Origin of the sequence: Ideonella sp. A 288 (genome assembly GCF_002198735.1) — a bacterium.
In the GTDB taxonomy this organism is placed as follows: Bacteria; Pseudomonadota; Gammaproteobacteria; order Burkholderiales; family Burkholderiaceae_C; genus Pseudaquabacterium.
In genome coordinates this window covers 86,116-110,045 of sequence record NZ_MWLO01000065.1, presented here as the reverse complement: position 1 = coordinate 110,045, position 23,930 = coordinate 86,116, and the positions used below count along the sequence as shown (strand labels likewise).

The following is a 23,930-nucleotide window of genomic DNA, read 5'->3' as shown; positions in this document are numbered from 1 at the left end:
GGGCATGGCCGCCGCGGCGCTGGACGACGAGCTCGAGCGTTACGTCCGGCACCTGACGGTGGAGCGCCGGGTGGCCGCGCGCACGCTGGTGCTCTACCGCAGCGCGCTGGCCACGCTGGCTGCGGCCGCCGCGCGCGACGATTTGCCGCTGCGCGAGGCGCAGCCCCACCACGTGCGCCGCTGGACGGCGCGGCTGCGCGAGCAGGGGCTGGGGCCGCGCAGCATCGCGCTCACGCTGTCGGCGTGGCGCGGGCTGTACCGCTGGTGGGGCCGCGAAGGCCTGGTGGCGCACAACCCGGTCGACGGCATCCGCGCCCCCAAGGCGCCCAAGCCACTGCCCAAGGCCCTGGCGGTCGACCAGGCGGTGGCGCTGGCCCAGCAGGCGCCGCCCACCGACTCGCCCGTGCTCGCGGCGCGCGACCAGTGCATCGTCGAGCTGCTTTATGGCTGTGGCCTGCGCGTGGCCGAGCTGGTGGGGCTGGACGCCGTCGCCTCCCACACCGCCGCCGGCTGGGTGGATGCGCCCGATGCCACGGTGCACGTGCTGGGCAAGGGCCGCAAGCGCCGCAGCGTGCCGGTGGGCGGGCCAGCGCTGGTGGCGCTGTCGCGCTGGCTGGCGCTGCGCGGCGAGATGGCCCGGGCCGACGAGCCGGCGCTGCTGGTCAGCCAGCGCGGCACGCGGCTGTCGGCCAGCCAGGTGCGCTCGCGGCTGGGCGCGCTGGCGCAGTCGGCCGGCCTGCCCACCCACGTGCACCCGCACATGCTGCGGCACAGCTTCGCGTCGCACCTGCTGCAGTCCAGCGGCGACCTGCGCGCGGTGCAAGAGCTGCTGGGCCACGCCAGCATCGCCACCACCCAGGTCTACACCCAGCTCGACCACCAGCACCTGGCGCGTGTCTACGACGCCGCCCACCCGCGCGCCAAGCGCCGCGGCTGACGCCGCACCGCCGGCCCGGCGCTTCAGCGCCGGCCGAGGCGCCGCGAGGCGAAAATCCCCCGCATGAAGACCATCACACTGCGCGACGGCAAGGAGCGCTCGCTGCAGCGCCGCCACCCCTGGGTGTTCCAGGGCAGCATCGCCCGGGGCGGCGGCGACGCCGGCGAGACCGTGCGCGTCGAGGCCCACGACGGCAGCTTCCTGGCCTGGGGGGCGTTCAGCCCGGCCTCGCAGATCCGCGTGCGGGCCTGGAGCTTCGACGAGGCCGAGCGCATCGACGAGGCCTTCTTCGACCGCCGCCTGCGCCGCGCCATCGCCCTGCGCGCGCGCCTGGCCATCGCCAGCGACGGCATGCGCCTGGTGCACGGCGAGGCTGATGGCCTGCCCGGCCTCATCGTCGACCGCTACGGCGACGTGCTCAGTGCGCAGTTCCTGGCCGCCGGCACCGAGCGCTGGCGCGCGGTGATTGCCGATCGGCTGTGCGCCATCACCGGTCTGGCGCGGCTGTACGAGCGCTCGGACGTCGGCGTGCGCGGCCTGGAGGGTCTGGAGCCGCGGGCGGGCTGGCTGCGCGGCGACGGCGCCACCGAGCTCAGCATCACCGAGCACGGCCGGGTGCTGGGGCTGGACGTGGCCAAGGGCCACAAGACCGGCTACTACCTCGACCAGCGCGACAACCGCCAGCGCTTTGCGCAGTGGGTGCGCCAGTTCGGCTGCCGGCGCGTGCTCAACTGCTACAGCTACACGGGGGGCTTCAGCGTGGCCGCGCTGGCCGGCGGCGCCACCGACGTGACCAGCGTCGATTCGTCCGGCCCGGCGCTCGAGCAGGCGCGGCGCAACGTCGAGCGCAACGGCTTCGACCCCGCGGCCTGCACCTGGGTCGATGCCGACGTCAACCAGCACCTGCGCGCGTCGCTCGAGTCGGGCGCCGGCTTCGACGCGATCGTGCTCGATCCGCCCAAGTTCGCGCCCAGCGCCGCACATGCCGACCGAGCGTCGCGCGCCTACAAGGACATCAACCGCCTTGCGCTGAAACTGCTGGCGCCGGGCGGGCTGCTGCTCACCTTCTCGTGCTCGGGCGGCATCGACGCCGGGCTGTTCCACAAGATCGTCGCGGGCGCCGGGCTGGATGCCGGGGTCGATGCCGCGATCCTGCAGCGCCTGGAAAGTGCTTGTGATCACCCCACGACGATCGAGTTCCCCGAGGGCGAGTACCTCAAGGGCCTGGCGCTGCTGAAGACCGCCTGAGAGCCCTCACGGGCCGACGACATACGGTGTCCGCCCCCTGCGGCGATCAAGGACAGTGGCAAAGCCACGTTTCCTTGGGAGCGCTGCCGCACCCTCTGCGGCCAAGCCCACCCGCCTTCGAGTGATAGGCCGGCCGGCCATGCACCGGCGCACCAGCCTGGGAGATGGCCAGGTGCATTGCCTGTCAGGCGCGCACCGTGCCGTGCGGGAGATGTGCGCTCACTTTGCGTGAATCGCACGGTTGACGGGCAGGAAACACACTTTGTCAAGCGTAGATGCCCAGGCTTGACGCGCGACCGCACCATCAGGGTGATTCTCGAAAGTGGCCTGGAACTTGCGACGTCTTCTGGCGACAACGTCACGGAGGACGATATGGAAGTCTCGAGTTTCCTGGCGGCATCCCTGGTGCCGCCGCGTGTCGACATGGCCCTCGGCCGACTGGCCGATCGGTGCCAGACGGCGCTGCATCAGCTGGCGGCGCTGCTGATCCTGCTGCTGATCTGCCCCGTGATGCTCTCAATCATCTGGATGATCTGGAGGACGGATGGCGCGCCGGTGTTCTTCGGCCACTTCCGCGTCGGCCGGGAGGGGCGCCTGTTCCGATGCCTGAAGTTCCGGACCATGCGCCGAGACGCCGAGCAGTTGCTGGCCCAGTTGCTGGCCGACGACCCGGCGGCCCGCGCCGAGTGGGAGCGGGACCAGAAGCTGGCCCGAGACCCTCGCATCACCCCGATCGGCCGGTTCCTGCGCAAGACCAGCCTGGACGAGTTGCCGCAACTGGTCAATGTGCTGCGCGGCGAGATGCGCCTGGTCGGGCCACGCCCGGTCACGCCCCCCGAGCTGACGCGTTACGACGCCGTGCGCTGGCACTACATCAGCGTCAACCCAGGCATCACCGGCCTGTGGCAGGTCAGCGGTCGCAACACCACCACCTATGCGCAGCGGGTGGCGCTCGACCGCCAGTATGTCGAGAACGCCAGCCTGCTGCTCGACCTGAAGATCCTCCTGCGCACCGTCCGAGTGGTGCTGACTGGCCATGGCGCCAGCTGATGCCCTCAGCGCCCCCGGCGCCCTGGCCTTGCACGGCGCGGGGCCGCGCAGCGCGCCAGCCGCCGGGCTGACCGTGCACGTCGTCGGGCGCCTCACCGTGCCGGTGCTGAGCTTCCTGCTGCCTACGGTGCAGGCGCTCGCGGCGGTCGGCACGCCGCAGGCCGTGGTCTACGTCGACGACGAGGTCGGCCGCGAGCACGTACCCGGTCTGCCGGACGTCGTGCGGCGGGTGCCGGTGCCCGACAGCAGCTCACGCTGGGGCCGCAGTCGGTCGCTGTACCACGCGCTCAGCAGCCTGGCGGCGGACGAACCGCCCGCGGTGCTGCATCTGCATGGCCTGCTGCCCGGCCTGGCCGCCATGCGCCTGCTGCGCGACAGCGGCGACCGCTCCGTGCGCGTGTACCTGTCGCCGCACTGGACCGGCCCGCTGCTGCGCGCCCGGCCCTTGCGCGCGCTCATCGGGTGGTTGATGCAGATGGGGCTGGGCCACTGTGCGCCGCAGGTCATCGTCAACCTGCGGGCCGAGACCCGCCTGGCCTCGCCGATCGCTGGCGTGGCGGTCGAACTGATCGAATGTCCGGTGCCCGGGGTGTTCTTCGACACGCCGGTGCGCGAGGCCCTGCGGCCGCTGCTGGTGTCGTGCAACCTGTCCGGCCCGCGAGCGGCGGTGGACCGTTTCGTGCGCATCGCGGTGCTGCTGGGCGACGAGCGCCTGGGCTTTGGCTTCAACTGGGTCGGCAGGGCGCAGCCCGAGGCCGCAGCCGCGATGCGCGCCGCCGGCATCGGCCAGTTCGAGAGTTCCACCGACGAGTCGCGCGCCGTGCGGCTGGGTGCGGCGTGGGTCTATGTGGCCACCTGCGACGAGGACGGCTTTCCGATCCGCCTGGCCGAGGCCATGGCCGTGGGCCTGGCCTGCGTGGCGCTCGACACCGAGGTGCACCGCAGCGTCATCGTCGACGGCGTTACCGGCTACCTGTGCGCCGACCTGGGCCAGTTCCTGCAGCGCATCGGCAGCCTGGTCGATTCACCCGCCTTGCGCCGGCAAATCGGCCAGGCCGCGCAGCAGGTGGCCCTGCAGCGCTTCGGCGAAGACGGCTTCAGGCACCGCCTGTGGCAGGCCATCGGCACCGGGGCGCCGACCCCTGGCGCGACGCCATGAACGCCGCAACGGCCCAGCAGGCGCGCGTGTCGCGCCACCATCTGGCGGGGCTGCCATGCTGCTGACCCGCCTGCTGCTGGTGCTGCGTGCCCGCTGGGCCCTGGGCCTGGGCGTGGCGGCGCTGGTCACCGGCCTGGCCGCCGCGGTGACGGCGCTGCTGCCCCGCGCCTATTCGTCGTCGGCCGCGGTGGTGCTGGACGTGAAGTCGCCGGACCCGGTGGCCGGCCTGCTGCTGCCCGGCATGGCCCTGTCGGGCTACATGGCCACGCAGGTCGATATTCTGCAAAGCGAGCGTGTCGCGACGAAGGCCGCCGCCTACCTCGATGCCGGGCAGCAGGCGCATTTCCAGGCCCGTTGGCAGCAGCAGGCGCACGAGGGCGTCGACCAGGCCGCGTGGCTGGCCGGCCAGCTGCTGGCCGCCATCGAGGCCAAGCCGGGCCGCGAGTCGAACGTGCTCACCGTCGTGGCCACCACCCCCGAGCCCGGGCTCTCGTCTGCGGTGGCCAATGCCTTCGTCCGCGCCTTCATCGACACCACGCTGGAGCTGAAGGTCGAGCCCGCGAAGCTCTACAACAACTTCTTCGACCAGCAGTCCCGCACCCTGCGGGCCGAGCTGGACAAGGCGCAGGCCCGCCTCACCGACTTCCAGCGCGACAGCGGCATCACCGCCGGCGACGAGCGCATCGATGTCGAGAACGCCAAGCTGGCCGAGCTGGCCACCCAGTTCATCGGCTTGCAAGGCGCGTCCAGCGACACGCAGAGCCGCGTCGGCCAGGCCACGGCCAGCCCCGACCGCATGCAGGAGGTGCTGGGCAACGGCGTGGTGTCCGGGTTGAAATCCGACCTCGCCCGCCAGGAGGCGCGGCTGGACGAACTGCTGGCCCGGCTGGGCGAGCAGCACCCGCAGGTGCTGGAGCTGCGCGCCAACGTCGAACAGTTGCGCCACCGCATCGACCAGGAGACGCGCCGGCTGGTGGGCGGCATCGGCGTCAGCCACGCCGTCAACAGCGCGCGGCTCGAACAGGCCCGCCTGGCCCTGCAGTCGCAGCGGGCCCGGGTGGTGCAGCTGCGCGAGCAGCGCGACCACCTCAGCGTGCTCGCCAAGGACGTGGACAACGCCCAGCGGGCCTACGACGCGGTGTATTCGCGGCAGAGCCAGACCAGCGTCGAGAGCCAGCTCACGCAGACCAACGTCTCGGTGCTCAAGACTGCCACGCCGCAGCCGCGGCCGGCCAGCCCTCGCCGCACGCTGAACCTGGCGCTGGGCGCGGCGCTGGGCCTTCTGCTGGGGGTGGTGGCCTGCCTGTGGCGCGAGGCACTGCACCCGGTGCTGCGCACCGAGGACGACGTGCTCGACGGCCTGCAACTGCCGCTGCTCGAGTGGCTGCCGGCGCTGCCCCACGGCCGGGGTCGGGCCCACGGCGGCCGCTCGCTCGACGGGCTGGCGCTGGCCCAACGCATCGTGCAGCACTGACGAAAGGACACCATGGCCTTCGTCGTTCCCCCCACCTGGCGCGCCTGGTTGCGTGCCGATCGCGGCCCAGGTCGCGGCCCTGCGACGACGCCGTCGGTCGAGCCGTTGCGCAGCCAGCCCGACCTTGCGGCACCTGCCTGCGAACCGTCCGTCGATGCCACGCCAGACCGCCCCGGTCCGCAGGCGCCGCGCGCCGGCCACCGCGCCGTGGGCCAGCACCTGCGCGAATCGGCCCTGCTCGACGACGCGCAGATCGAGGCCGTGCTGAGCCTGCAGCGCGCCAAGGGGCTGCGCTTCGGCGAGGCGGCGCTGTCGCTCGACCTGGTGACCCGCGAGCAACTGCTGCAGGCACTGGCGCGGCAGTTCGAGTTTCCGCTGCTGGCGCCCGGCCCCTGCGGCCTGGCGCCCGAACTGGTGGTGGCGCACGACCCCTTCGGCGTGGCGGCCGAGCACTACCGCAGCCTGCGCAGCCAGCTGATGGGCAGCGGCGTGGCCGACGACGCGCCGCGGCGCGCGCTGGCCGTGGTCAGCAGCGGCGTCGGGGACGGCAAGTCCACCACCGCCGCCAACCTGGCCATCTCGTTCAGCCAGCTCGGCCTGCGCACGCTGCTGGTCGATGCCAACCTGCGCCGGCCCAGCGTGCACCGGCTGTTCGGGCTCGACCGGCCGATGGGCCTGGGCGCGCTGCTCGGCGGCCAGCCCGACACGGCGCCGTGCGGGGTCGACGGCCTGCCCGGGCTGTCGCTGCTGCCCGCGGGCGGCCAGCCGCCCAATCCGCTGGAGTTGATCGAGCGCCCGGCGTTCGCGCTGCTGATGCAGGGCTGGCTCGAGCGCTTCGACCAGGTGATCGTCGACACGCCGGCGGCCGCGCACGGCGCCGATGCCCGGGTGCTGGCGGCCCGCTGTGGCTCGGCCCTGGTGGTGGCCCGGCCGGGGCGCACGGCGATGGCGCCGGTGCATCGGCTGGTGCAGGCGCTGCGGGCCGGCCCGGCCCGGCTGCACGGCGTGGTCTTCCACCAAGGGTGAGCACCCGCATGGCCATCGCCCCTCCACCCGATCTGCGCGCTGCCGTCGCGATCCCGGTCGACCGCGGCAGTGCCGATCGCACGCTGGCCGCGGCGCGCGCCCAGCCGGCGGTCCGCGACCGGGGCATCGACGCGCTCAAGGGCGTGGGCATCGCCCTGGTGGTGCTGGGCCATGCCTTCATCGGCCTGATGGCCGCGCGGCTGGCACCGGCCGACGGCTGGATGGCCTGGGCGCACTACACCGTCTACCTGTTCCACATGCCGCTGTTCTTCGTGCTGTCGGGCCTGTTCGTGGCCCGGCGGCTGGACGATGCGCCGCCCGCCTTCCTGGCTTGGCTGGGTCGCCGCCTGGTCTGGCCCTACCTGCTCTGGAGTACGCTGCAACTTGCCGTTATCCACGCCGCCGGCGCGGCGGTCAACACGCCGGCCGCGCTGTCCGCCTGGCGCCTGGTCGAACTGCTCTGGGCGCCCGCCTCGCAGTATTGGTTCCTGCACGCGCTGGCGCTGTTCCACCTGCTGGCCTACGCCAGCGGCCGCCTCGGTGGGCAGGCCGCGTGGCTGCCCGCCGCGGCGCTGCTGCTGCTGGGCTTCGTGCTCAGCGGCGGTGGCTGGCCGGCGGTGGGCTTCTACGTGCCCTTCCTGCTGTGGTACGCGGCCGGCGCCACCCTGGGCAGCGGCCGCTTCAGCGCCTGGCTGCAGGCGGCAGGCGGCCAGACCCTGGTGCTGGCGGCGCCGCTGCTCGCGCTGGCGCTGCTGTTGGCCCAGGTGCCGGGCCTGCGGGCGCACGAGGTGGCGCACCAGGCCCCGCAGACGCTGGGCGCCCAGCTGGCCGGCGTGGCCATGGTGTTGCTGGCGGTGGCCCGCGCCGGCACCTCCACGCAGCGGCTGTTGGCCTGGCTGGGGCGACGCTCGATGGCCATCTTCCTGATGCACGTGATGGCCGTGGCCGGCTGCCGCGTGGCGATGATGCGCCTGCCCGTCGCGGTGCCGGCCGAGGCCATCCTGGTGGTCAGCGTGGCGATGGGCCTGCTGCTGCCCTGCCTGGTGCAGTGGGCGGCCCAGCGCGTTGGCGTGGCCACATGGCTGGGGCTGGACCGTGGTTGACGCGCGCATGACCGCCCAGCGGAGGACGCGGCGATGACCCCGACGCCCTTTCTCGCCCTGCTGCTGCTGCCCTGGATCTGGCGCGACCCGTCGTGGGCTCTGGCGCTGGCCATCGTCAGCTGCGCCTTCGGCGCCACCGCGGCGGCCCATCTGGGCTCGGGCTCGCCGCTGCTGCTGTCGGTGGTGGCCATGCTGCCGGTGATGTGGCATGCCTGGGCGCCGCGGCTGCGCGGCTGGCTCGTGCCGGCGGGCCGCGTCGCGGCGCCGTCGGCCAGCCCGGCGGCGGGCGCCGACCGCACGCTGCTGGCCCTGCTGGTCTGGGCCGGCCTGTTGACGGTGTTCGCGCCGCGCCTGCTGGCCGGCACCACCGAGGTCATCGCCATCGTCTCGATGGGCCTGCGCAATGCGACGCGGCTGGTGCCGCTGGCGCCGCAGGCCGGCAACTTCAACCAGCTGGCCTACCTGGTGTTCGGCGGCCTGTGCTTCATGGCCGTGGCGCGGCTGCTGCGCCAGGGCGTGCAGCTCCGCCAGGTGGCCGATGCGCTGCTGCTGGTCAGCGCCGTCAACCTGCTGGCCGCGCTGCTGCAGGGCCTGCACCTGTACGCCGGCGCGCCCAACCTGCTGGCGCCGTTCGCCAATGCCGGCTACGCCATCCACCTGGGCGGCGAGGTCGGCGGGCTCAACCGCCTGTCCGGCGCCTTCCCTGAATCGTCGGCATTCGCCGTCTTCACGCTGGCCCTGCATGCGGTGTGCCGGGCGCTGGCACGGGGTGGACACCGGCCCGCGCTGTCGGCCACGCTGGCGGTGGGCCTGCTGATGGCGCTGCTGCTGTCCACCTCGAGCACGGCCTTCGGCGGCCTGGCCCTGCTTTATGCACTTTATGCCGCCAGCGCGGGGGTGCGGTTGCTGCAGGCACCGCGCGAGCTGCGGCTGGGCCGGGGCGCGCTGCTGGCGCTGCTGGCCGCGTGCGCGGTCGTGGCCGCGCTGCTGCTGTGGCCGCCCTTGCTGGACGGCGTCGTGCGCATGGTGCAGACCACCCTATGGACCAAGCTCGACAGCGCGTCGGGGCAGGAGCGCAGCTTCTGGAACCGCCAGGCCTGGCTGGCCTTCACCGACACCTGGGGCCTGGGCGTCGGCGTCGGCAGCACGCGGGCCTCGAGCTACCCGCTGGTGCTGCTGTCCAACCTGGGCGTGATCGGCACGCTGCTGTTCGTCGGCTTCGTCGCACAGACCGGCGGCCGGGCCCTCGTCGCCCCGCGGCCGCCGGCGGCCTGCGCCGCCGCAGCCCACGGCATGCTGGCCCTGCTTTGCGCGGCCACGGTGTCGGCCTCGGTGCTCGACCTGGGCGTGCTGTTCTACCTGCTGGCCGGCGTCACCACCCGGGTGGTGCTGGCGCCGGCGTTCGCACCGGCCTGGCGGCCGGGCGGCAGCGTGCGGCCGGCGTGGGGCGCCGGGCGTCCGCGCGACGGCACGCCGGGCGGCCGTTGGGATCCGATCGGTCCGGGCGCGGGGGTGCACCATGGCCGATGAGAAGCCGGCACGGCCCGACGTGGTCATCAACGGCCGCTTCCTCACGCAGCCGGTGACCGGCGTGCAGCGCTATGCCCGCGAGGTGCTGCGGGCGATGGACGCCGAGCTGGCGCGCGGCGACCGCAGCTTGCCGACGCTGGGCCTGCTGGCGCCCGCCGGCACCAACCTGCCGCCGCTGGCGCACATCCAGGCGCGCTGCGTCGGCCGCCTGCGCGGGCACCTGTGGGAGCAACTGGAACTGCCGTGGCACAGCCGCGGCCAGCTGCTGTGGGGCCTGGCCAGCACCGGTCCGATCGCCAAGGCGCGGCAGTCGATCACCGTGCACGATGCCGCGGTCGTGCGCATGCCGCAGACCTACAGCCCCGCGTTCCGCGCGTGGTACCGGCTGGTGCTGGCGCGGCTGGGGCCGCGGCTGCCGATCATCATGTCGGTGTCGCGCTTCAGTGCGGCCGAGGCCACCGCCTGCTTCGGCGTGCCGGCCCAGCGCACCCGTGTGACGCTCGAGGGCTGGCAGCAGAACGAACGCCTGGTGCCCGATCCGTCGGTGCTGGTGCGCCACGGCCTGTTGAATCGGCCCTACATCTTGGCCGTCAGCAGCCCCACACCGAACAAGAACTTCCAGGCCATCGTCGATGCGCTCACGCTGCTGGGCGAGGCCGCGCCGGTGTGCGTCGCGGTGGGCGCCGCCGACCCCGGCGTGTTCCGCGGCGCCACGCTGTCGCTGTCGCTGCGCCATGTCGGCCGGGTCAGCGACGCGCAATTGCTGGCGCTGTACCGGCATGCCCGCTGCTTCGTCTTCCCGTCGTTCTACGAAGGCTTCGGCCTGCCGCCGCTGGAGGCCATGGCCCAGGGCTGCCCGGTGCTGGCGTCCACCGCCGAGGCCGTGCGCGAGGTCTGCGGCGACGCCGCGCGCTACTTTGCCCCCGACCGGCCGGCCGAGCTGGCGGCCCTGCTGGGCAGCGTGCTGGCCGATGCCTCGCTCGGCGCCTCGATGTCGACCGCGGGGCTGCAGCGCGCCGCGGGCTTCAGCTGGCGGGCGGCGGCCCGCGTGCACCTCGACGCCATGCGCGAACTGCTGCCGCAGGCCGCGCCGCATCTCGCGCACCACTCCGGCATCACCCTGGCCCAGGACAAGTCACCATGAAGCTCTACATCGTCATCGCCACGCGGGGCCGGCCCGAGCTGGCGACTGCCTTGTGCCGCCAGCTGCAGCGCCAGGTGCTGGCGGCCGACCGCATCGTGGTGGCCGGCACGCAGGAGTCCGACGTGGCCCCGGTGCGCGACGTCGATGGCCGCGCCGGTACCCCGGTGGACGTGATGGTGTGCCCGGCGCCCGGCTCCTGCGCCCAACGCAACAGCGCGCTCGACCACCTGCGGTCGGTGCGCCAGACGCAAGGCGAGACCGGCCGCTACGCCGTCGCCTTCCTCGACGACGACTTCTGGCCCGGCCCCACCTGGCTGCGGGCCTGCCGCGACGCGCTGCTGGCCCGGCCCGACGCGATGGGCCTGACCGGCCGCCTGCTCGGGGACGGCGCGCACCTGCCCGCGGGCCTGACCACCGCGGACGCCGACGATCTGCTCGACGGCCGCCGCCCCCCCATCCCGCACTGGCATGGCAGCACCGAGCCCGGCGAGGTGGCCTGTGCCTACGGCTGCAACATGGTCTTCATCGATACGGTCTGCGAGCGCTACCGCTTCGACGAGAACCTGCCGCTGTACGGTTGGCAGGAAGACCTCGACCTCTCCACGCTGGCTCGCCGCCACGGCCCGCTCCTCTACGAGCCCGGCTGCATCGGCGTGCACCTGGGCGTCAAGTCGGGCCGCACCTCGGGCCTGCGCTTTGGGTACTCGCAGATCGCCAACCCGCTGTACCTCATCCGCAAGGGCACGATGGAGCGACGCCGCGCGCTGCGTTTCGTGCTGCGCCACCTGCTGTCCAACAGCGTGCGCGGCCTGCGCCATCACCCGCTGGTCGACTACCGCGGCCGGCTGCGCGGCAACCTGATGGCCATGCGCGACCTGGTCGCGGGCCGTTGCCACCCGCGCCGCATCGAGACGCTGCGATGAACGACATGACCCGCCCGCCCGGGCACGCTCTGCGCATCGCCATCGTGCACGAGTGGCTGGCCACCTGGGCTGGCAGCGAGAAGGTGGTGGAGCAGTGGCTGGGGCTGTACCCGCAAGCCGACCTGTTCACGGTGGTCGACTTCCTGCCCGAGGCCGACCGCCACCGCCTGCAGGGCCGGGTGCCGCGCACGAGCTTCGTGCAGCGCCTGCCCGGCGCGCGCCGGCACTTTCGCCACTACCTGCCGCTGATGCCGCTGGCCATGGAGCAGCTCGACCTGTCGGGCTACGACCTGGTGCTGTCGTCCAACCACGCGGTGGCCAAGGGCGTGGTCACCGGGCCGTCGCAGCTGCACCTCAGCTACATGCACTCGCCGATGCGCTACGCCTGGGACCTGCAGCACCAGTACCTGCGCGAATCGGGCCTGGAGCGCGGCCTGCGCAGCGCACTGGCGCGTGGCCTGCTGCATTACCTGCGTGGCTGGGACGTGCGATCTGCCAACGGCGTCGATGCCTTCGCGGCCAACAGCCGCTTCATCGCCCAGCGCGTGCACAAGGCCTACCGCCGCAGCGCCACCGTCATCCACCCGCCAGTGGCCACCGATCGCTTCACCGTGGGCAGCGGCCGCGACCGGTACTTCCTGGCCGCGTCGCGCATGGTGCCGTACAAGCGCATGCCGCTGATCGTGCAGGCCTTCGCCGACATGCCGCAGCACCGGCTGGTGGTGGTGGGCGACGGCCCCGACCTGCCGCGCGTGCGCGCGCTGGCCGCCGGCCACGCCAACATCGAGGTGCGCGGCCATGTCGACGATGCCGCGCTGGTGCAGGCCATGCAGCAGGCGCGGGCCTTCGTGTTCGCGGCCGAGGAGGATTTCGGCATCGCGCCGGTGGAGGCCATGGCCTGCGGCACCCCGGTCATCGCCTTCGGCCGCGGCGGCTCGCTCGACACCGTGGTCGACGGCGTCACCGGCCTGTTCTTCCACGAGCAGACGGCCGCCGCGCTGGCCGATGCGGTGGCCCGCTTCGACGCTGCGTCCGGCGCCATCAACCCAGCCGACTGCCGGCGGCAGGCCGAGCGCTTCTCCGAGGTCGCGTTCCGCGACCGCTTCAGCCAGTGGGTCGAGCACCAGCGCGCGCTGCGGGCCGCGCCGGTGGCCCCGTCGGACGAGGCCGCGCCGGTGCTGGAACTGTTGCGCAGGGCGCGGGCATGAGCCAACGTCACAAGAGCCCGCCCGCGGGCTGGCACGCCCCCAACCGCCGCCAGACGCTGGCCCTGGTGGGCAGCGGCCTGGCCGGCACGGCCACGGGCTCGGTGGCCGAGGAGGGGCTTGCGCCGCTCGACCTGTCCGGCCACCGGCTCAGCTTTTCCGAGGACTTCGACCGACCCCCCGAGGTCAGCGCGTGGGGCCCGTCGAAGTGGATCGCCCACACGCCCTGGAACGGCGATTTCGGCGCGGCCCGCTTCACCGACCCCGGGCCCGGCCAGGCGTGGGCCACCACCGACGGCTTGTTGCGCATCACGGCGCGGCGGGGCGACGCGGCTTCGGGCGGGCGCTGGACCACCGGCCTGCTGGCGTCCAGCGACCGGGCCGGCGGCGGCTTCCGGCAGGCCCTGGGCTACTTCGAGGCCCGCCTGCGCTTTCCGCTGGCGCGCGGCGTGTGGCCGGCGTTCTGGCTGGTGGCCACCCATCCCGCCGGGCCGCGGGTGGAGATCGACGTCGTCGAGTTCTATGGCCGCCAGCCGCAGCAGTTTCGCTGCGTGGCGCACCTGTGGCCCAACGGCAGCGGGCGGCCCGCCTGGGGCCAGGGCAATGCCACGGCCTACGGCGCCGACACCCGCCCCGACGACTTCAACCTGTACGGCGCCATGGTGACGGCCGATGCGATCACGTACTACTTCAACCGCCGCCCGGTGTGGCGCGTGGCCGCGCCGGCCGACATGCGCGAGCAGCGCCTGACGGTGCTGGTCAACCTGGCCATCGAGCCCGACATCGAACCGGGCGAGCACCGCATGGACGTCGACCACGTGCGGGCCTGGGCGGCCGCATGAGGCCCACATGACGCCCGCCACCCGCCCACCCCGCCTGACCAGGAGCCATCGATGAGCGCCGATGCCACTGCCCAACCCGTCGACGCGGGCGCGCCGGTGCCCTTGCCGGCGCTGCCCGACCCGCGCATCTCGGTCGTCATCTGCAATTACAACTACGCGCGCTTCATCGGCGCGGCCCTCGACTCGGTGCTGTCGCAGTCGAGGCCGGCGTGCCAGATCGTGGTGGTCGACGACGGCTCCACCGACGCCTCGGTGCAGGTGATCGGCGGCTATGCGCGCCATGGCGTGCAACTGATCGTGCAGGCCAACGGCGGCCAGGTGGCGGCGTACAACACCGGTTTCTCCCAGGCCGACGGCGATGTGGTGCTCTTCCTCGATGCCGACGACCTGCTGCTGCCCGACGCGCTGCAGCAGGTGGCCGAGGGCTTCGCGCAGGGCGTGGCCAAGCTGCACTTCCGCCTGCAGCTGATCGGCCCGCAGGGGGAGCCGCTGGGCACCAGCATCCCCTCCAGCCTGGCGCGCGGCGAGGTCGCGACACGGCTGTTGCGCCATGGCGTGCCGCATGCGTCGCCACCGGCGTCCGGCAACGCCTACCGGCGCAGCGTGCTGCAGCGCCTGTTCCCGCTGCCCGTCGACGCGCTCGACCGCCACGGCGCCGACTTCTTCTGCATCTACGGCAGCACCCTGTTCGGCACCGTCGCGGCCTGCGAGCGCCCGCTGGGCCTGTACCGGGTGCACCAGTTCCCGCGCGCCGACAGCGCGCTGAACTTCGGCAACGCCGAGCAGGGCCAGCGCCTGGGCGACCGCCTGCAGGCGCGCGTGGTCCGCTTCGCCGGCTGGGTGGCCGAACGCAGCGGCGGCACGCTGTCGGTGCCGCTGCGCTGGGTCGATTTCTCGATCGAGAAGACCGCCTACGCCACCGCGCTGTTGCTCGACCCCGCGGGCCGCCCCGGCCTGCGCCAGGCCGGCCCGCGGCTGCGCGACATGCTGCGCGCCATCTGGTGGCGCGACGGGCTGAGCGGCCCGCGCAAGCTGGGGCTGATGGCCTGGGCCGCTTGGCTGCTGGTGGCGCCGCGGCCACTGGCGCTGCGCGCGGCCCGCTACGTCTGCGACCCCGCCAGCCGGTCGGCCCGCAGCGCCGGGGTGTCGCCATGAGCGGCTCCGGCGTGGCCGCACCCGGCGGCGCCGGCGGCACGCCGCAGGCGGTGGCCGGCGCCGCGCTACGGCCGCGCACCGCCTTTGTCTCGCCCTTCACCAACAGCACCAACCGCTACATCGACCTGCACAAGCAACTGCTGGCCGACAGCGGCTACGACGTGCAGCCGCTGAACCTGCGCACGCTGTTCAGTGCCCGCGCCTGGGGCCTGCTGCGGCCCGGCAACCTGATCACGCTGCACTGGCTGGAGACGCGGCCCTTCCGTCACCAGGGCACCCAGCAGGCGCTGCACCTGCGCGGCCTGCTCGAGTTCGCCTGCTACCTGCTGGTGCTGCTGCTGGCGCGGGCGCAGCGCGTCTACTTCGTCCACGACCATGCGGTGCACGACACCGCCGGTTGGCAGCGCCGGGTGTCGGTGGCCCTGGTGGGCCTGCTGCGCTGGGTGGCCGACCGGCGCGTCGTGCACGACCCGGCCTGTGCCGACCGCTACCGCGCCGAGTACCTGCCGCACCCGCTGTACTGGGACGCGCCCGGTTCGACGACCGGCATGCCGACCGCCGCGCCATCGGTACCACCACCCGCCGCAGCCCCCGCCGCCGCGCCCAGCAGGCCGAAGCGGTGCGGCCCTACAAGCGCATCGATGCGCTGCTGGGGGTCTGGCCGGCCGGCCTGCCGCTGCACATCCGCGGCAGGTCCACCGAGGCCTATGCCGCACAGTTGCGCGCGGTGATCGACCAGCGCGGGCTGGCCCCGGCGGTGAGCTTCCTGCCCGGCCAACTCGACGATGCCGCCTTCGATCGCGAGATGACGGCGCTGGACGTGCTGATCCTGCCGCATGCCGACGCGTCGATGCTGGTCAGCGGTGCCTTCTTCGAGGCCGCCGGCCGGGTGCCGGTGATCCTGGCCCGAGACAGCAGCTTCGTGCGCTGGGCCGAGCAGCGCCTGCCCGGCGTGCGCCGCTTCGCCAGCGACGACGACCTGGTCCAGGCCGTGCGCGCGCTGGCCACCGAGCCGCGGCCGGTGGGGGCCGACGGCGGCGCCCGGCGGGACGCCGTGGCGCTGTTCGGCTGGGCCCAATGCCAGCGCCGCTACCACGCCGTGCTGGGCCCGAGCGGCCTGGCCGAGGTGCCGGCATGACGGCCCCGACCGACCTGCGTTCGCTGCCCGCGCCGTTGGGCGGTCGGCGCCTCGACGCACCGGCCGCCGCCGCGCCGCGACTCACCAAGAGCCTGCTCTCGGCCTATGGTGGCTATGCCTTCCGCTCGCTTTACCTGTTGCTGCTGATCCCGCTGTACGCGCGCACGCTGGGCCCGGCGGCCTATGGCCTGGTGCTGGCCGCGATGGCCGCCCAGAACATCGTCTGGTCGGTGCAGAACTGGGGCTTCTCCTTCGCCGGAGCGCGCAACCTGGCGGCCACGTCCACCGACGCCGAACGGCAGGCCGAGTTCTCGCGCCAGATCACCGGCCGGCTGCTGCTGATGCCGGTGGCGGCGCTGGTGGGCCTGGGCGCCATCCTGGCGTCGCCGCTGCTGGCGGCGCACCCGCTGGTGGCCGGCCTGGCGGTGCTGTGCGGCGTGATCAGCGGCTTCAACCTGGGCTGGTACTTCCAGGGCCGCTTCGACTTCACCACGCCGGTGCTCATCGAAGGCGCCGGCTGCCTGCTCACGCTGGGCCTGGTGGCCTGGCTGGTGCGCGGCCCGGCCGACGCGCCCTGGGTGATGGCGGCCCTGCTGGCGCAGGGTGTGCTCACCTCGGCCTGGGCCTACGGCCTGGCGCGCCGCCACCTGGCGCTGCGACCGTCTCCGTGGCGCGAGGGTCTGGTGCTGCTGAAGCAGGCGGCGCCGCTGTTCATCAACGGCGGCGCGGCCATGTTGATGGCCGTGGTGGGCACCTATGCGCTGTCGGCGCTGTCCACGCCCGAGCAGGTGATGCAGTTCGGCACCGCCGAGAAGGTGGTGATGGTGGCGCTGGGCCTGCTGGGCCCGGCCGGCCAGGTGCTGATGCCGTGGTTCTCGCGCCAGCTCAGCCAGGCCGGCCCGGTGGCCAGCACCCTGCTCACGCGCGAACAGCGGCTGGCCGTGCGGGTGGTGTGCCTCGTCGGCGCCGTGGCCACGGTGCTGACGCTGACGGTGATGCCGTCGGTGCTGTCGCTGTGGCTCGGGCCCCGCTTCGAGGGGGTGGGCCAGACGATGCGATGGCTGAGCCCGCTGTTCCTGATCGGGGCCTTCAACAGTGCGATGGCCATCTACGTGCTCGTGCCGCGCGGCCTCGAGCGCGCACTGTCGCAGGTCAGCGTCGGCATGGCCCTGATCGGCGTGCTGGCGGTGTTCGGCGCCGCGGCGCTGGACGGCGCTCGGGGCGCGGCCGTCGCCCGTGTCGTGTGCGATCTGGGCGTGGGCCTGGCCTGCGTCGTGCTGCTGCGGCGCGACGTGCGCCGGGCCGCCGAGAGGTCCGCTGCCGGAGGCTGCAGCCCGAAGGAACCCCGGTGAACGCGTCGGCGGATCAGGGCAACGGCGCTGTGCCCCAGCGGGCTTCGACAGGCCGCAGCGACGCCGCGCGGGTCGGTCAGGCTCTGGCCGAGCGACCCCAGGCTCGCGTGCTGCTCGACTTCGACCACACGCTGTTCGCGTCCAACAGCACCGAGCGCTTCATCCAGGCCGCGGTGCCCTCGCTGATCGTTTCGCTGGTCCTGCTGCTGGTGCGTCTGCTGTTGCCGGCGAGGGTGCTGAAGGCCCATGCATGGCAACTCGCACGCGACCGCTGGCGCGTGTTGCTGATCGTGCTGGTGACGCCCTGGAACCTGTGGCGCTGGCGACGGCGGGCACACGGTCTGTGGGCCCGGCACAGCGACCACCCGCTGGCCCGGGAACTGGCCGCGGTGGACCCGCAGCGGGTGGTGATCGTCTCGTTCGGCTTCGAGGCCGTCATCGGTCCGATGCTGGCTGGCAGCCGCTGGGCGGACTGTCCCAGGGTGTGCACGCCCTTGTGGCACCTGCGTGGCCCGGCGCGTCGAGGCAAGCTCGACATGGTCCGGCAGGTGCTGACAGACGACGAACTGCGTGGCGCCATCTTCGTCACCGATTCACTGCACGACGCCGACCTGCTCGATCAGGTGGCCAGCCCCCACCTCGTGCAGCCCGCAGGGCAGCCAGTCGACGGCGGGCGGCTGCACTACCTGCCGGGTGCCTATGCGTTCGGCGCCAAGTTCGAGCGCCGCCACGCACTCGATCAGGTGGTGTTCGTCGATCTCGCCATCGCGCTGCTGGCCGTGTCGGGCGGGCCGGGCGTTGATGCCACACGCCTGCTGGGGGCACTGCTGCTCTTTGCATCGTATCTGGCCGTTTACGATATCGGTTATCAGGAGAACGACCAGCTTGCCGCACGGCGCGAGGCCCACCCAGCCGTGCGCGCCGGCGCGGCCGCGCTGGCCGACCCCCTGCTGGTGCGTCGGGCCTGGGCGTGGGCGCTGGTGCTGGCGGTCGCCGGCAGCCTGGTGCTGCAGTTCGGCACGGTGCCCGGTGACGCCGGGCCGTTGGGTACCGTGGCCACCCTGGGGCGCTGGATGGCCGTGCTGCTGTTCACCCGGGCCGTCTACGCGGTCTACAACCGCCTTGCCCCGGCACACCGTGTGTTGCCTTATGCCGGCTTGCAGATCGCCAAGTCGCTGGGGCTGTTCGTCGTCTTGCCGGTGGCGGCTGCCGGCGTGGCGCTGGGCGTGGCCCAGGCCACGATGATGTGGGTGAAGTACCTCGTCTACCGCCGCGGCAGCCGCGCCGCGGCCAATGCCCTGCCCAAGGGCACCGTGCGCCTGGTGGTCTTCGGCGCGCTGGCCTGCGCCTGGTTGGTGGGCGCGGGCATGGCAGGTCACGACGCGTCCCTGCTGCCCTGGTGCCCGGCGCTGCTCTGGTGCGGCTGGCGGGCGCACGGGGGCGTGGTCAAGCGATGGCTTCGGTCCGGCCTGGCGAGGCACCATGCGCAGCGACTGCGCTGACCCGGCGGGCGCGCCACCGGTGCTGCTCCTGGTGGACGCGTCTTTCGCTGGGCAGGCCGATGGGCAGGCTGCTGCGCCGCCCGCCGCCATGCCGGCGCCCGGACTTCGACGAATGGCGTCGCTGGATGGCCTGCGTGGTGTGGCGGCCCTGGTCGTGGTCGCGTTCCACTTCCTGTCGGCCTTTGCGCCGGGTGTCGTGCCCCATTGGTCGGCGCAGTACCCGGGCTGGGTCGCCAGTCCGGTGTCGCTGCTCTTCAACGGGGAGCTCGCGGTGTCGGTGTTCTTCGTTCTCAGCGGTTTCGTGCTGGCCGCCAGTTCGCTGCGGCCCCGGCGACACCTGGCACGCGATGGCGTGCTGCGCTTCGTTCGGCTGGCCCTGCCGGCCACGGCCAGCGTCGTGCTGGCCTGGTGCCTGTTGAGCGCGTGGCCGACCGCGGCCATGACCTTGGCCGTCCGCTCGCCAGGCCCATGGCTGGGCTACACAGCACAGGCTCCGCTGCCGCCATTCGGCGCGGCGGTCTACGAGGGGCTGGTGGGCGTGTTCACGCGAGGCCATGCACGCTTCAACAACGTCTTGTGGACCATGCGCTACGAACTGCTCGGGTCCCTGGCCCTGTTTGCGCTGTTCCATCTGGTCCGGGTGCGGCGCTGGCCGGTGGCCTGGGCTTTGTGTGCCGTGCTGGCATGTGCGCCGATCCACAAGGCCTACCTCTGCTTCTGCCTCGGTGCACTGCTCTTGCTGGCCGGTGAGCGTGGCTGGGCACCCGGTGCTCGCCTGTCGGTGCTGGCCGTGCTGGTCGCCGTCGTTCTGGCCACGCCGTGGTCGGGCCTGGCGCCGTTGATGCTGCAGTCCGCATGGCCGCCGGCCCTGCGGCCGGAACTGCAGAACGGCCTGCTGTACCCGCTGGTGGCGGTCGTGCTGGTGGCTGCCGCGATGCACCTGCCGGGCTGGCGACGCGCGCTGTCGACGCCGATGGCGGCATGGCTGGGGCGGCAGTCCTTTCCCATCTACCTGGTGCATGTGCCACTGCTGTACACAGCGGCGGCGACGGCGGCGGTCCGCTTCGACGCGCTGGACGGCGGCCGGCTCGTGCTGCTGTTCGTGGCCTATCTCGCCGGCACGGTCGCGCTGGCCGTCGCCTTCGAGCGGGCGGTCGATGCCCCAGTGCTGCGCCTGTGCGCTCGGGTCAAGGCCCGGTCGTCGGGCAACGGCCAGTGACCGTGGGGCGGGCAGTGGCGCCCAGCCACCTCTGCCGTTATCGGTCTCAGCCCCGGCCGCCCGGCCGCGCCGTGCCCAGCCCGATCGCCGGATCGAACTTGGCCCGCTTCACGCTGAAGAAGGCCTTCACGTTGCGCACGTTGGCGTCCTCGGTGAACAGGCGCTGCACCAGCGCGTGGTAGCCGGCCATGTCGGCCGCCCACACCACCAGCATGAAATCCGGCCCCGGCGAGACGCGGTAGCACTGCTGCACCTGCGGGTCGGCCAGCGCGCGGGCCTCGAAACGGTCCAGGTGCTCGGCGCCCTGGCGGTCCAGGCTCAGTTCCACCAGCGCCGTCACGCCCGCGCCCAGGCGGTCGATCGAGAGCAATGCGACACGGCGTTCGATCACGCCGGCCTCAACCAGGCGCTTCACGCGCCGAAGACAGGTGGCCGGCGACACGTGCGCGGCGGCCGCCAGCTCGAGGTTGGACCGCGACGCATCGGCCTGCAGCAACTCGAGCAGGCGAAGGTCGGTGGCGTCCAGGTCGATCGGGCCCGAGGTTGCGACGTTTTTGTTCATTTTTGCTATCTTATCGAACGATCGTTTCGATCGTTGGAGATGATGAACGATTTCGCCAAATTGTGCTGAAGTTCGATCGAACATGCCGGCGATTCGTCCGTACGATCCGCCCCGAACCCATCATCTGGAGTGCACGAGCATGTGTGGCATCGTCGGCGCGGTCAGCGCGCGCAACATCGTCCCGATCCTGGTCGAAGGCCTCAAGCGGCTCGAATACCGTGGCTACGATTCCTGCGGCGTGGCCGTGCACCAGGGCGGCGAACTGCGGCGCACCCGCAGCACCTCGCGCGTGGCCGAGCTGGATGCGCAGGTGCGCAACGAGGAAGTCTCGTCGGGCACCGGCATCGCCCACACCCGCTGGGCCACGCACGGTGCGCCCGAGGTGCACAACGCGCACCCGCATTTCTCCACCGGCCCCAACGGCAGCGCCCGCATCGCGCTGGTGCACAACGGCATCATCGAGAACCACGACGAGCTGCGCGCCGAACTGCAGGCCAAGGGCTTCCACTTCGAGAGCCAGACCGACACCGAGGTCATCGCCCACCTGATCAACCACCTGTACGACGGCGACCTGTTCGACGCCGTGCAGCGCGCCACCGTGCGCCTGAAGGGCGCCTACGCCATCGCCGTGTTCTGCCGCGACGAGCCGCAGCGCGTGGTGGGCGCGCGCGAAGGCTCGCCGCTGGTGCTGGGCGTGGGGCAGGGCGAGACCTTCCTGGCCAGCGACGCCATGGCCCTGGCCGGCGTGACCGACCAGATCGCCTACCTGGAAGAGGGCGACATCGTCGACCTGCAGATGGGCAAGCACTGGGTCGTGGCGCGCCAGCCCGGCGGCGGCTACAAGCCGGTGCAGCGCGAGGTGCGCACCGTGCACGCGCACAGCGGCGCGGCCGAGCTGGGCCCCTACCGGCACTACATGCAGAAGGAGATCTTCGAGCAGCCGCGCGCCATCGCCGACACGCTGGAAGCCGTCGGCGGCATCACGCCCGAGCTCTTCGGCGACCGCGCCTTCCACGCCTTCAAGCAGATCGACCAGGTGCTGATCCTGGCCTGCGGCACCAGCAGCTACGCCGGCATGACGGCCAAGTACTGGATGGAATCGATCGCCGGCATCCCGTGCAACGTGGAAGTGGCCAGCGAGTACCGCTACCGCGACAGCGTGCCCAACCCGCGCACGCTGGTCGTCACCATCAGCCAGAGCGGCGAGACCGCCGACACCATGGCGGCGCTGAAGCACGCCCGCAGCCTCGGCATGGAGCAGACGCTGACGGTGTGCAACGTGTCCACCAGCGCGATGGTGCGCGAGTGCAAGATGGCCTTCATCACCCGCGCCGGCGTCGAGATCGGCGTGGCCAGCACCAAGGCCTTCACCACGCAGCTGGTGGCGCTGTTCCTGCTGACGCTGTCACTGGCGCAGGGCCGCGGCCGCCTCACCGAGGCCCAGGAAGCCCAGCACCTGAAGGCCCTGCGCCACCTGCCCGCCGCGGTGCAGGCCGTGCTGGCGCTGGAGCCGCAGGTCATCGCCTGGGCTGAGGAGTTTGCGCGCAAGGAGAACGCGCTGTTCCTGGGCCGCGGCCTGCACTACCCCATCGCGCTGGAAGGCGCGCTCAAGCTCAAGGAAATCAGCTACATCCACGCCGAGGCCTACCCGGCCGGCGAGCTGAAGCACGGCCCGTTGGCGCTGGTCACCTCGGCCATGCCGGTGGTCACCGTGGCGCCCAACGACACCCTGCTCGAGAAGCTGAAGAGCAACCTGCAGGAAGTGCGCGCCCGCGGCGGCGAGCTCTTCGTGTTTGCCGACAGCGACACGCACATCGATTCCGGCCCCGGCATCCGCGTCATCCGCATGCCCGAGCACTACGGTCCGCTGTCTCCGATCCTGCACGTGGTGCCGCTGCAGTTGCTGGCCTATCACACCGCCTGCGCACGCGGGACGGATGTGGACAAGCCACGCAATTTGGCGAAGAGCGTGACGGTCGAATGACCGGCAGGCGCTTCGCGGCGCGAATGTTCCGACCAAAAATAGTCGTAAACAGATCATTAAAGTCGAAAACTGATCAATAGAGTCGAAAACTTCAGGGCCAAACCTGAAAGTCGGTGGATTGATCTGGAAGGACACTGCGACGACAACCCGATGGAATTAGACCGACGGGACGGTCTAAGCTGATGTGTCGAAGTACCGTAGCATTCGTAGAACTGCCCTGACATGCGGCCATCCGACGTAGTGACCGTGGGCTATAGCGTTGCGAAGCTTCAGCGTTTGCTTGTACAGATCGGGAACCGCGCTCCTAGGGCAGCTTCTTAGGCTCTCACCGAGGGAAGCAAACGCCCAAACGTCGTCTGCGGTGTCAGGCGGAGCGGGGAACGCATGGGGGTAGATGACGAACTCCTCGTTTCCGGACATAAACCGCTCTTGACTTTCGATCGTCTGATCTGAAGGCTTTCCACGCTCGTGGTGACCATGCAGCTTGGATTGGATTTGGCTCTCGAATCGCAGGCACAGTGACAGGATCTCCCCGGCCAAAGGCGCGCAAACAAGTTGGTGCCGGAGTGCCCAGACTTGTCTACTCGGAAGGCCAGGTGCCGCCAGCATTGCACGGGCGATCCAAGGCACGACATGCAGGCTGTTCATCGATGGCGGGCGCCACATAAGGCTCATCTCAAGCAGTTCAGACTGCAGGCCCCGAAGACGGACCGGACTTGGCCTAGCGTCCCCTGGAACTAGGCCCAGCAACTCGTCAAGCAGCTGTCGTCCAGCATGCCCTGCAAGGCGATCGTTTGCATGCGCCTGCAGCGCTACCTCGACAGCTTCATCATCCCCAGTGGCACCACGCGTCAGTTCACTCCCAACGGACGCCGCATAGCTGAGGCAACCGCCAGCCTCCCATGCCGCGCGATGATGCAGGTAGGCGGGCCAGTGCAAGCCTTCGTCCATCGTCGAAGAAACCTCCGAGAGAACATGGTGAGTGGGTCGGCCGTTGAGAAAGTCGCAGACAGGCTCAGACCTAACGGCGCCACGACCATCGATCACTACGGCAGACAATCGCACGGGATCTGTCGACTTGCGGTAGTACTCAAGCAGACTAACGATCGCCTCCCAGTCGTCTAGATCGACGGGGGCAACCTCAACGAAGACAAGCAAGAAGCTTCGGTCCAGCAGGCAAATCCTGATCTTGTCGCGCGCTTCGAACGGACCGATCGTCGGATCGAGTTCGAATTCACGCAGCAGTGCCTGCGTGGGCGTACCAGCTTCGCCACCCACCTCCAGCCTTCGGACATCAAGGCGACTCTCCCCGCTATTCGCTCCGTGTACTGCCCGACGGACAGACGGGATGACCAAGTCGGCAACATCAGCGCTCTC

20 protein-coding genes are annotated in these 23,930 nt (G+C 71.9%); 19 read left to right on the top strand and 1 reads right to left on the bottom strand.

Going from position 1 to position 23,930, the window contains the following annotated elements; translation table 11 throughout:
• The first annotated feature begins 4 nt into the window (after positions 1-4).
• From EOINJALH_RS04385 to EOINJALH_RS04305, 18 genes are all read left to right on the top strand, one after another.
• A complete protein-coding gene (locus EOINJALH_RS04385) occupies positions 5-937 on the top strand; it encodes a tyrosine recombinase XerC (RefSeq protein WP_088279098.1) in 933 nt (310 codons plus the stop codon).
• A 63-nt stretch (positions 938-1,000) separates the two neighbouring features.
• Positions 1,001-2,185, top strand: a complete 1,185-nt coding sequence (locus EOINJALH_RS04380; RefSeq protein ID WP_088279097.1) for a class I SAM-dependent rRNA methyltransferase — start codon at positions 1,001-1,003, stop codon at positions 2,183-2,185.
• A 228-nt stretch (positions 2,186-2,413) separates the two neighbouring features.
• Entirely contained in the window at positions 2,414-3,235 is an 822-nt protein-coding gene (locus EOINJALH_RS04375; RefSeq protein WP_234413651.1) for a sugar transferase, read from the top strand.
• Positions 3,222-4,394, top strand: coding sequence for a glycosyltransferase (locus EOINJALH_RS04370; protein ID WP_088279095.1), 1,173 nt, complete (start codon positions 3,222-3,224; stop codon positions 4,392-4,394). Before EOINJALH_RS04375 ends, EOINJALH_RS04370 begins: the two co-directional genes overlap by 14 nt.
• Positions 4,395-4,449: 55 nt before the next feature.
• On the top strand, positions 4,450-5,868 hold the full coding sequence (epsF, locus tag EOINJALH_RS04365) for a chain length determinant protein EpsF (RefSeq protein ID WP_088279094.1): 1,419 nt from the start codon (positions 4,450-4,452) through the stop codon (positions 5,866-5,868).
• Between the two features lie 12 nt (positions 5,869-5,880).
• Positions 5,881-6,894 carry a polysaccharide biosynthesis tyrosine autokinase gene (locus EOINJALH_RS04360; protein ID WP_088279093.1) on the top strand — a complete coding sequence of 338 codons (1,014 nt, stop codon included), beginning with the start codon at positions 5,881-5,883 and terminating at the stop codon, positions 6,892-6,894.
• 8 nt (positions 6,895-6,902) lie between these two features.
• Positions 6,903-7,997 (top strand): acyltransferase family protein, encoded by a 1,095-nt coding sequence (locus EOINJALH_RS04355; protein WP_144289862.1) that lies wholly within the window; start codon positions 6,903-6,905, stop codon positions 7,995-7,997.
• Positions 7,998-8,030: 33 nt separating this feature from the next.
• Positions 8,031-9,527, top strand: coding sequence for a hypothetical protein (locus EOINJALH_RS04350; RefSeq protein ID WP_088279091.1), 1,497 nt, complete (start codon positions 8,031-8,033; stop codon positions 9,525-9,527).
• Entirely contained in the window at positions 9,517-10,671 is a 1,155-nt protein-coding gene (locus EOINJALH_RS04345) for a glycosyltransferase family 1 protein (protein ID WP_088279090.1), read from the top strand. Before EOINJALH_RS04350 ends, EOINJALH_RS04345 begins: the two co-directional genes overlap by 11 nt.
• Complete coding sequence (locus EOINJALH_RS04340) at positions 10,668-11,594, top strand: glycosyltransferase family 2 protein (RefSeq protein ID WP_088279089.1); 927 nt, start codon at positions 10,668-10,670, stop codon at positions 11,592-11,594. Before EOINJALH_RS04345 ends, EOINJALH_RS04340 begins: the two co-directional genes overlap by 4 nt.
• Positions 11,591-12,802 carry a glycosyltransferase gene (locus EOINJALH_RS04335; RefSeq protein ID WP_088279088.1) on the top strand — a complete coding sequence of 404 codons (1,212 nt, stop codon included), beginning with the start codon at positions 11,591-11,593 and terminating at the stop codon, positions 12,800-12,802. Before EOINJALH_RS04340 ends, EOINJALH_RS04335 begins: the two co-directional genes overlap by 4 nt.
• Entirely contained in the window at positions 12,799-13,641 is an 843-nt protein-coding gene (locus EOINJALH_RS04330; protein ID WP_088279087.1) for a glycoside hydrolase family 16 protein, read from the top strand. Before EOINJALH_RS04335 ends, EOINJALH_RS04330 begins: the two co-directional genes overlap by 4 nt.
• A 51-nt stretch (positions 13,642-13,692) precedes the next feature.
• Positions 13,693-14,796 carry a glycosyltransferase family 2 protein gene (locus EOINJALH_RS04325; RefSeq protein WP_088279086.1) on the top strand — a complete coding sequence of 368 codons (1,104 nt, stop codon included), beginning with the start codon at positions 13,693-13,695 and terminating at the stop codon, positions 14,794-14,796.
• A complete protein-coding gene (locus EOINJALH_RS04320; RefSeq protein WP_088279085.1) occupies positions 14,793-15,527 on the top strand; it encodes a hypothetical protein in 735 nt (244 codons plus the stop codon). The genes EOINJALH_RS04325 and EOINJALH_RS04320 overlap by 4 nt, the downstream gene beginning before the upstream one ends.
• Positions 15,524-15,934: a hypothetical protein gene (locus EOINJALH_RS04315; RefSeq protein ID WP_158219652.1), complete on the top strand. Its 411-nt coding sequence runs from the start codon at positions 15,524-15,526 to the stop codon at positions 15,932-15,934. The genes EOINJALH_RS04320 and EOINJALH_RS04315 overlap by 4 nt, the downstream gene beginning before the upstream one ends.
• Positions 15,931-17,286, top strand: coding sequence for a lipopolysaccharide biosynthesis protein (locus EOINJALH_RS04310; protein WP_158219651.1), 1,356 nt, complete (start codon positions 15,931-15,933; stop codon positions 17,284-17,286). The genes EOINJALH_RS04315 and EOINJALH_RS04310 overlap by 4 nt, the downstream gene beginning before the upstream one ends.
• A complete protein-coding gene (locus tag EOINJALH_RS31590; protein WP_158219650.1) occupies positions 17,283-18,788 on the top strand; it encodes a haloacid dehalogenase-like hydrolase in 1,506 nt (501 codons plus the stop codon). Before EOINJALH_RS04310 ends, EOINJALH_RS31590 begins: the two co-directional genes overlap by 4 nt.
• Positions 18,789-18,900: 112 nt before the next feature.
• Positions 18,901-20,007, top strand: coding sequence for an acyltransferase (locus EOINJALH_RS04305; RefSeq protein WP_158219649.1), 1,107 nt, complete (start codon positions 18,901-18,903; stop codon positions 20,005-20,007).
• Positions 20,008-20,053: 46 nt separating this feature from the next.
• Here EOINJALH_RS04305 and EOINJALH_RS04300 read toward each other — a convergent pair whose 3' ends face one another.
• Positions 20,054-20,569 carry an Lrp/AsnC family transcriptional regulator gene (locus EOINJALH_RS04300; RefSeq protein ID WP_088279081.1) on the bottom strand — a complete coding sequence of 172 codons (516 nt, stop codon included), beginning with the start codon at positions 20,567-20,569 and terminating at the stop codon, positions 20,054-20,056.
• 139 nt (positions 20,570-20,708) lie between these two features.
• Between EOINJALH_RS04300 and glmS the strand changes: the two genes are divergently transcribed.
• Positions 20,709-22,553: a glutamine--fructose-6-phosphate transaminase (isomerizing) gene (gene glmS, locus EOINJALH_RS04295; RefSeq protein ID WP_088279080.1), complete on the top strand. Its 1,845-nt coding sequence runs from the start codon at positions 20,709-20,711 to the stop codon at positions 22,551-22,553.
• Positions 22,554-23,930: the final 1,377 nt, after the last annotated feature.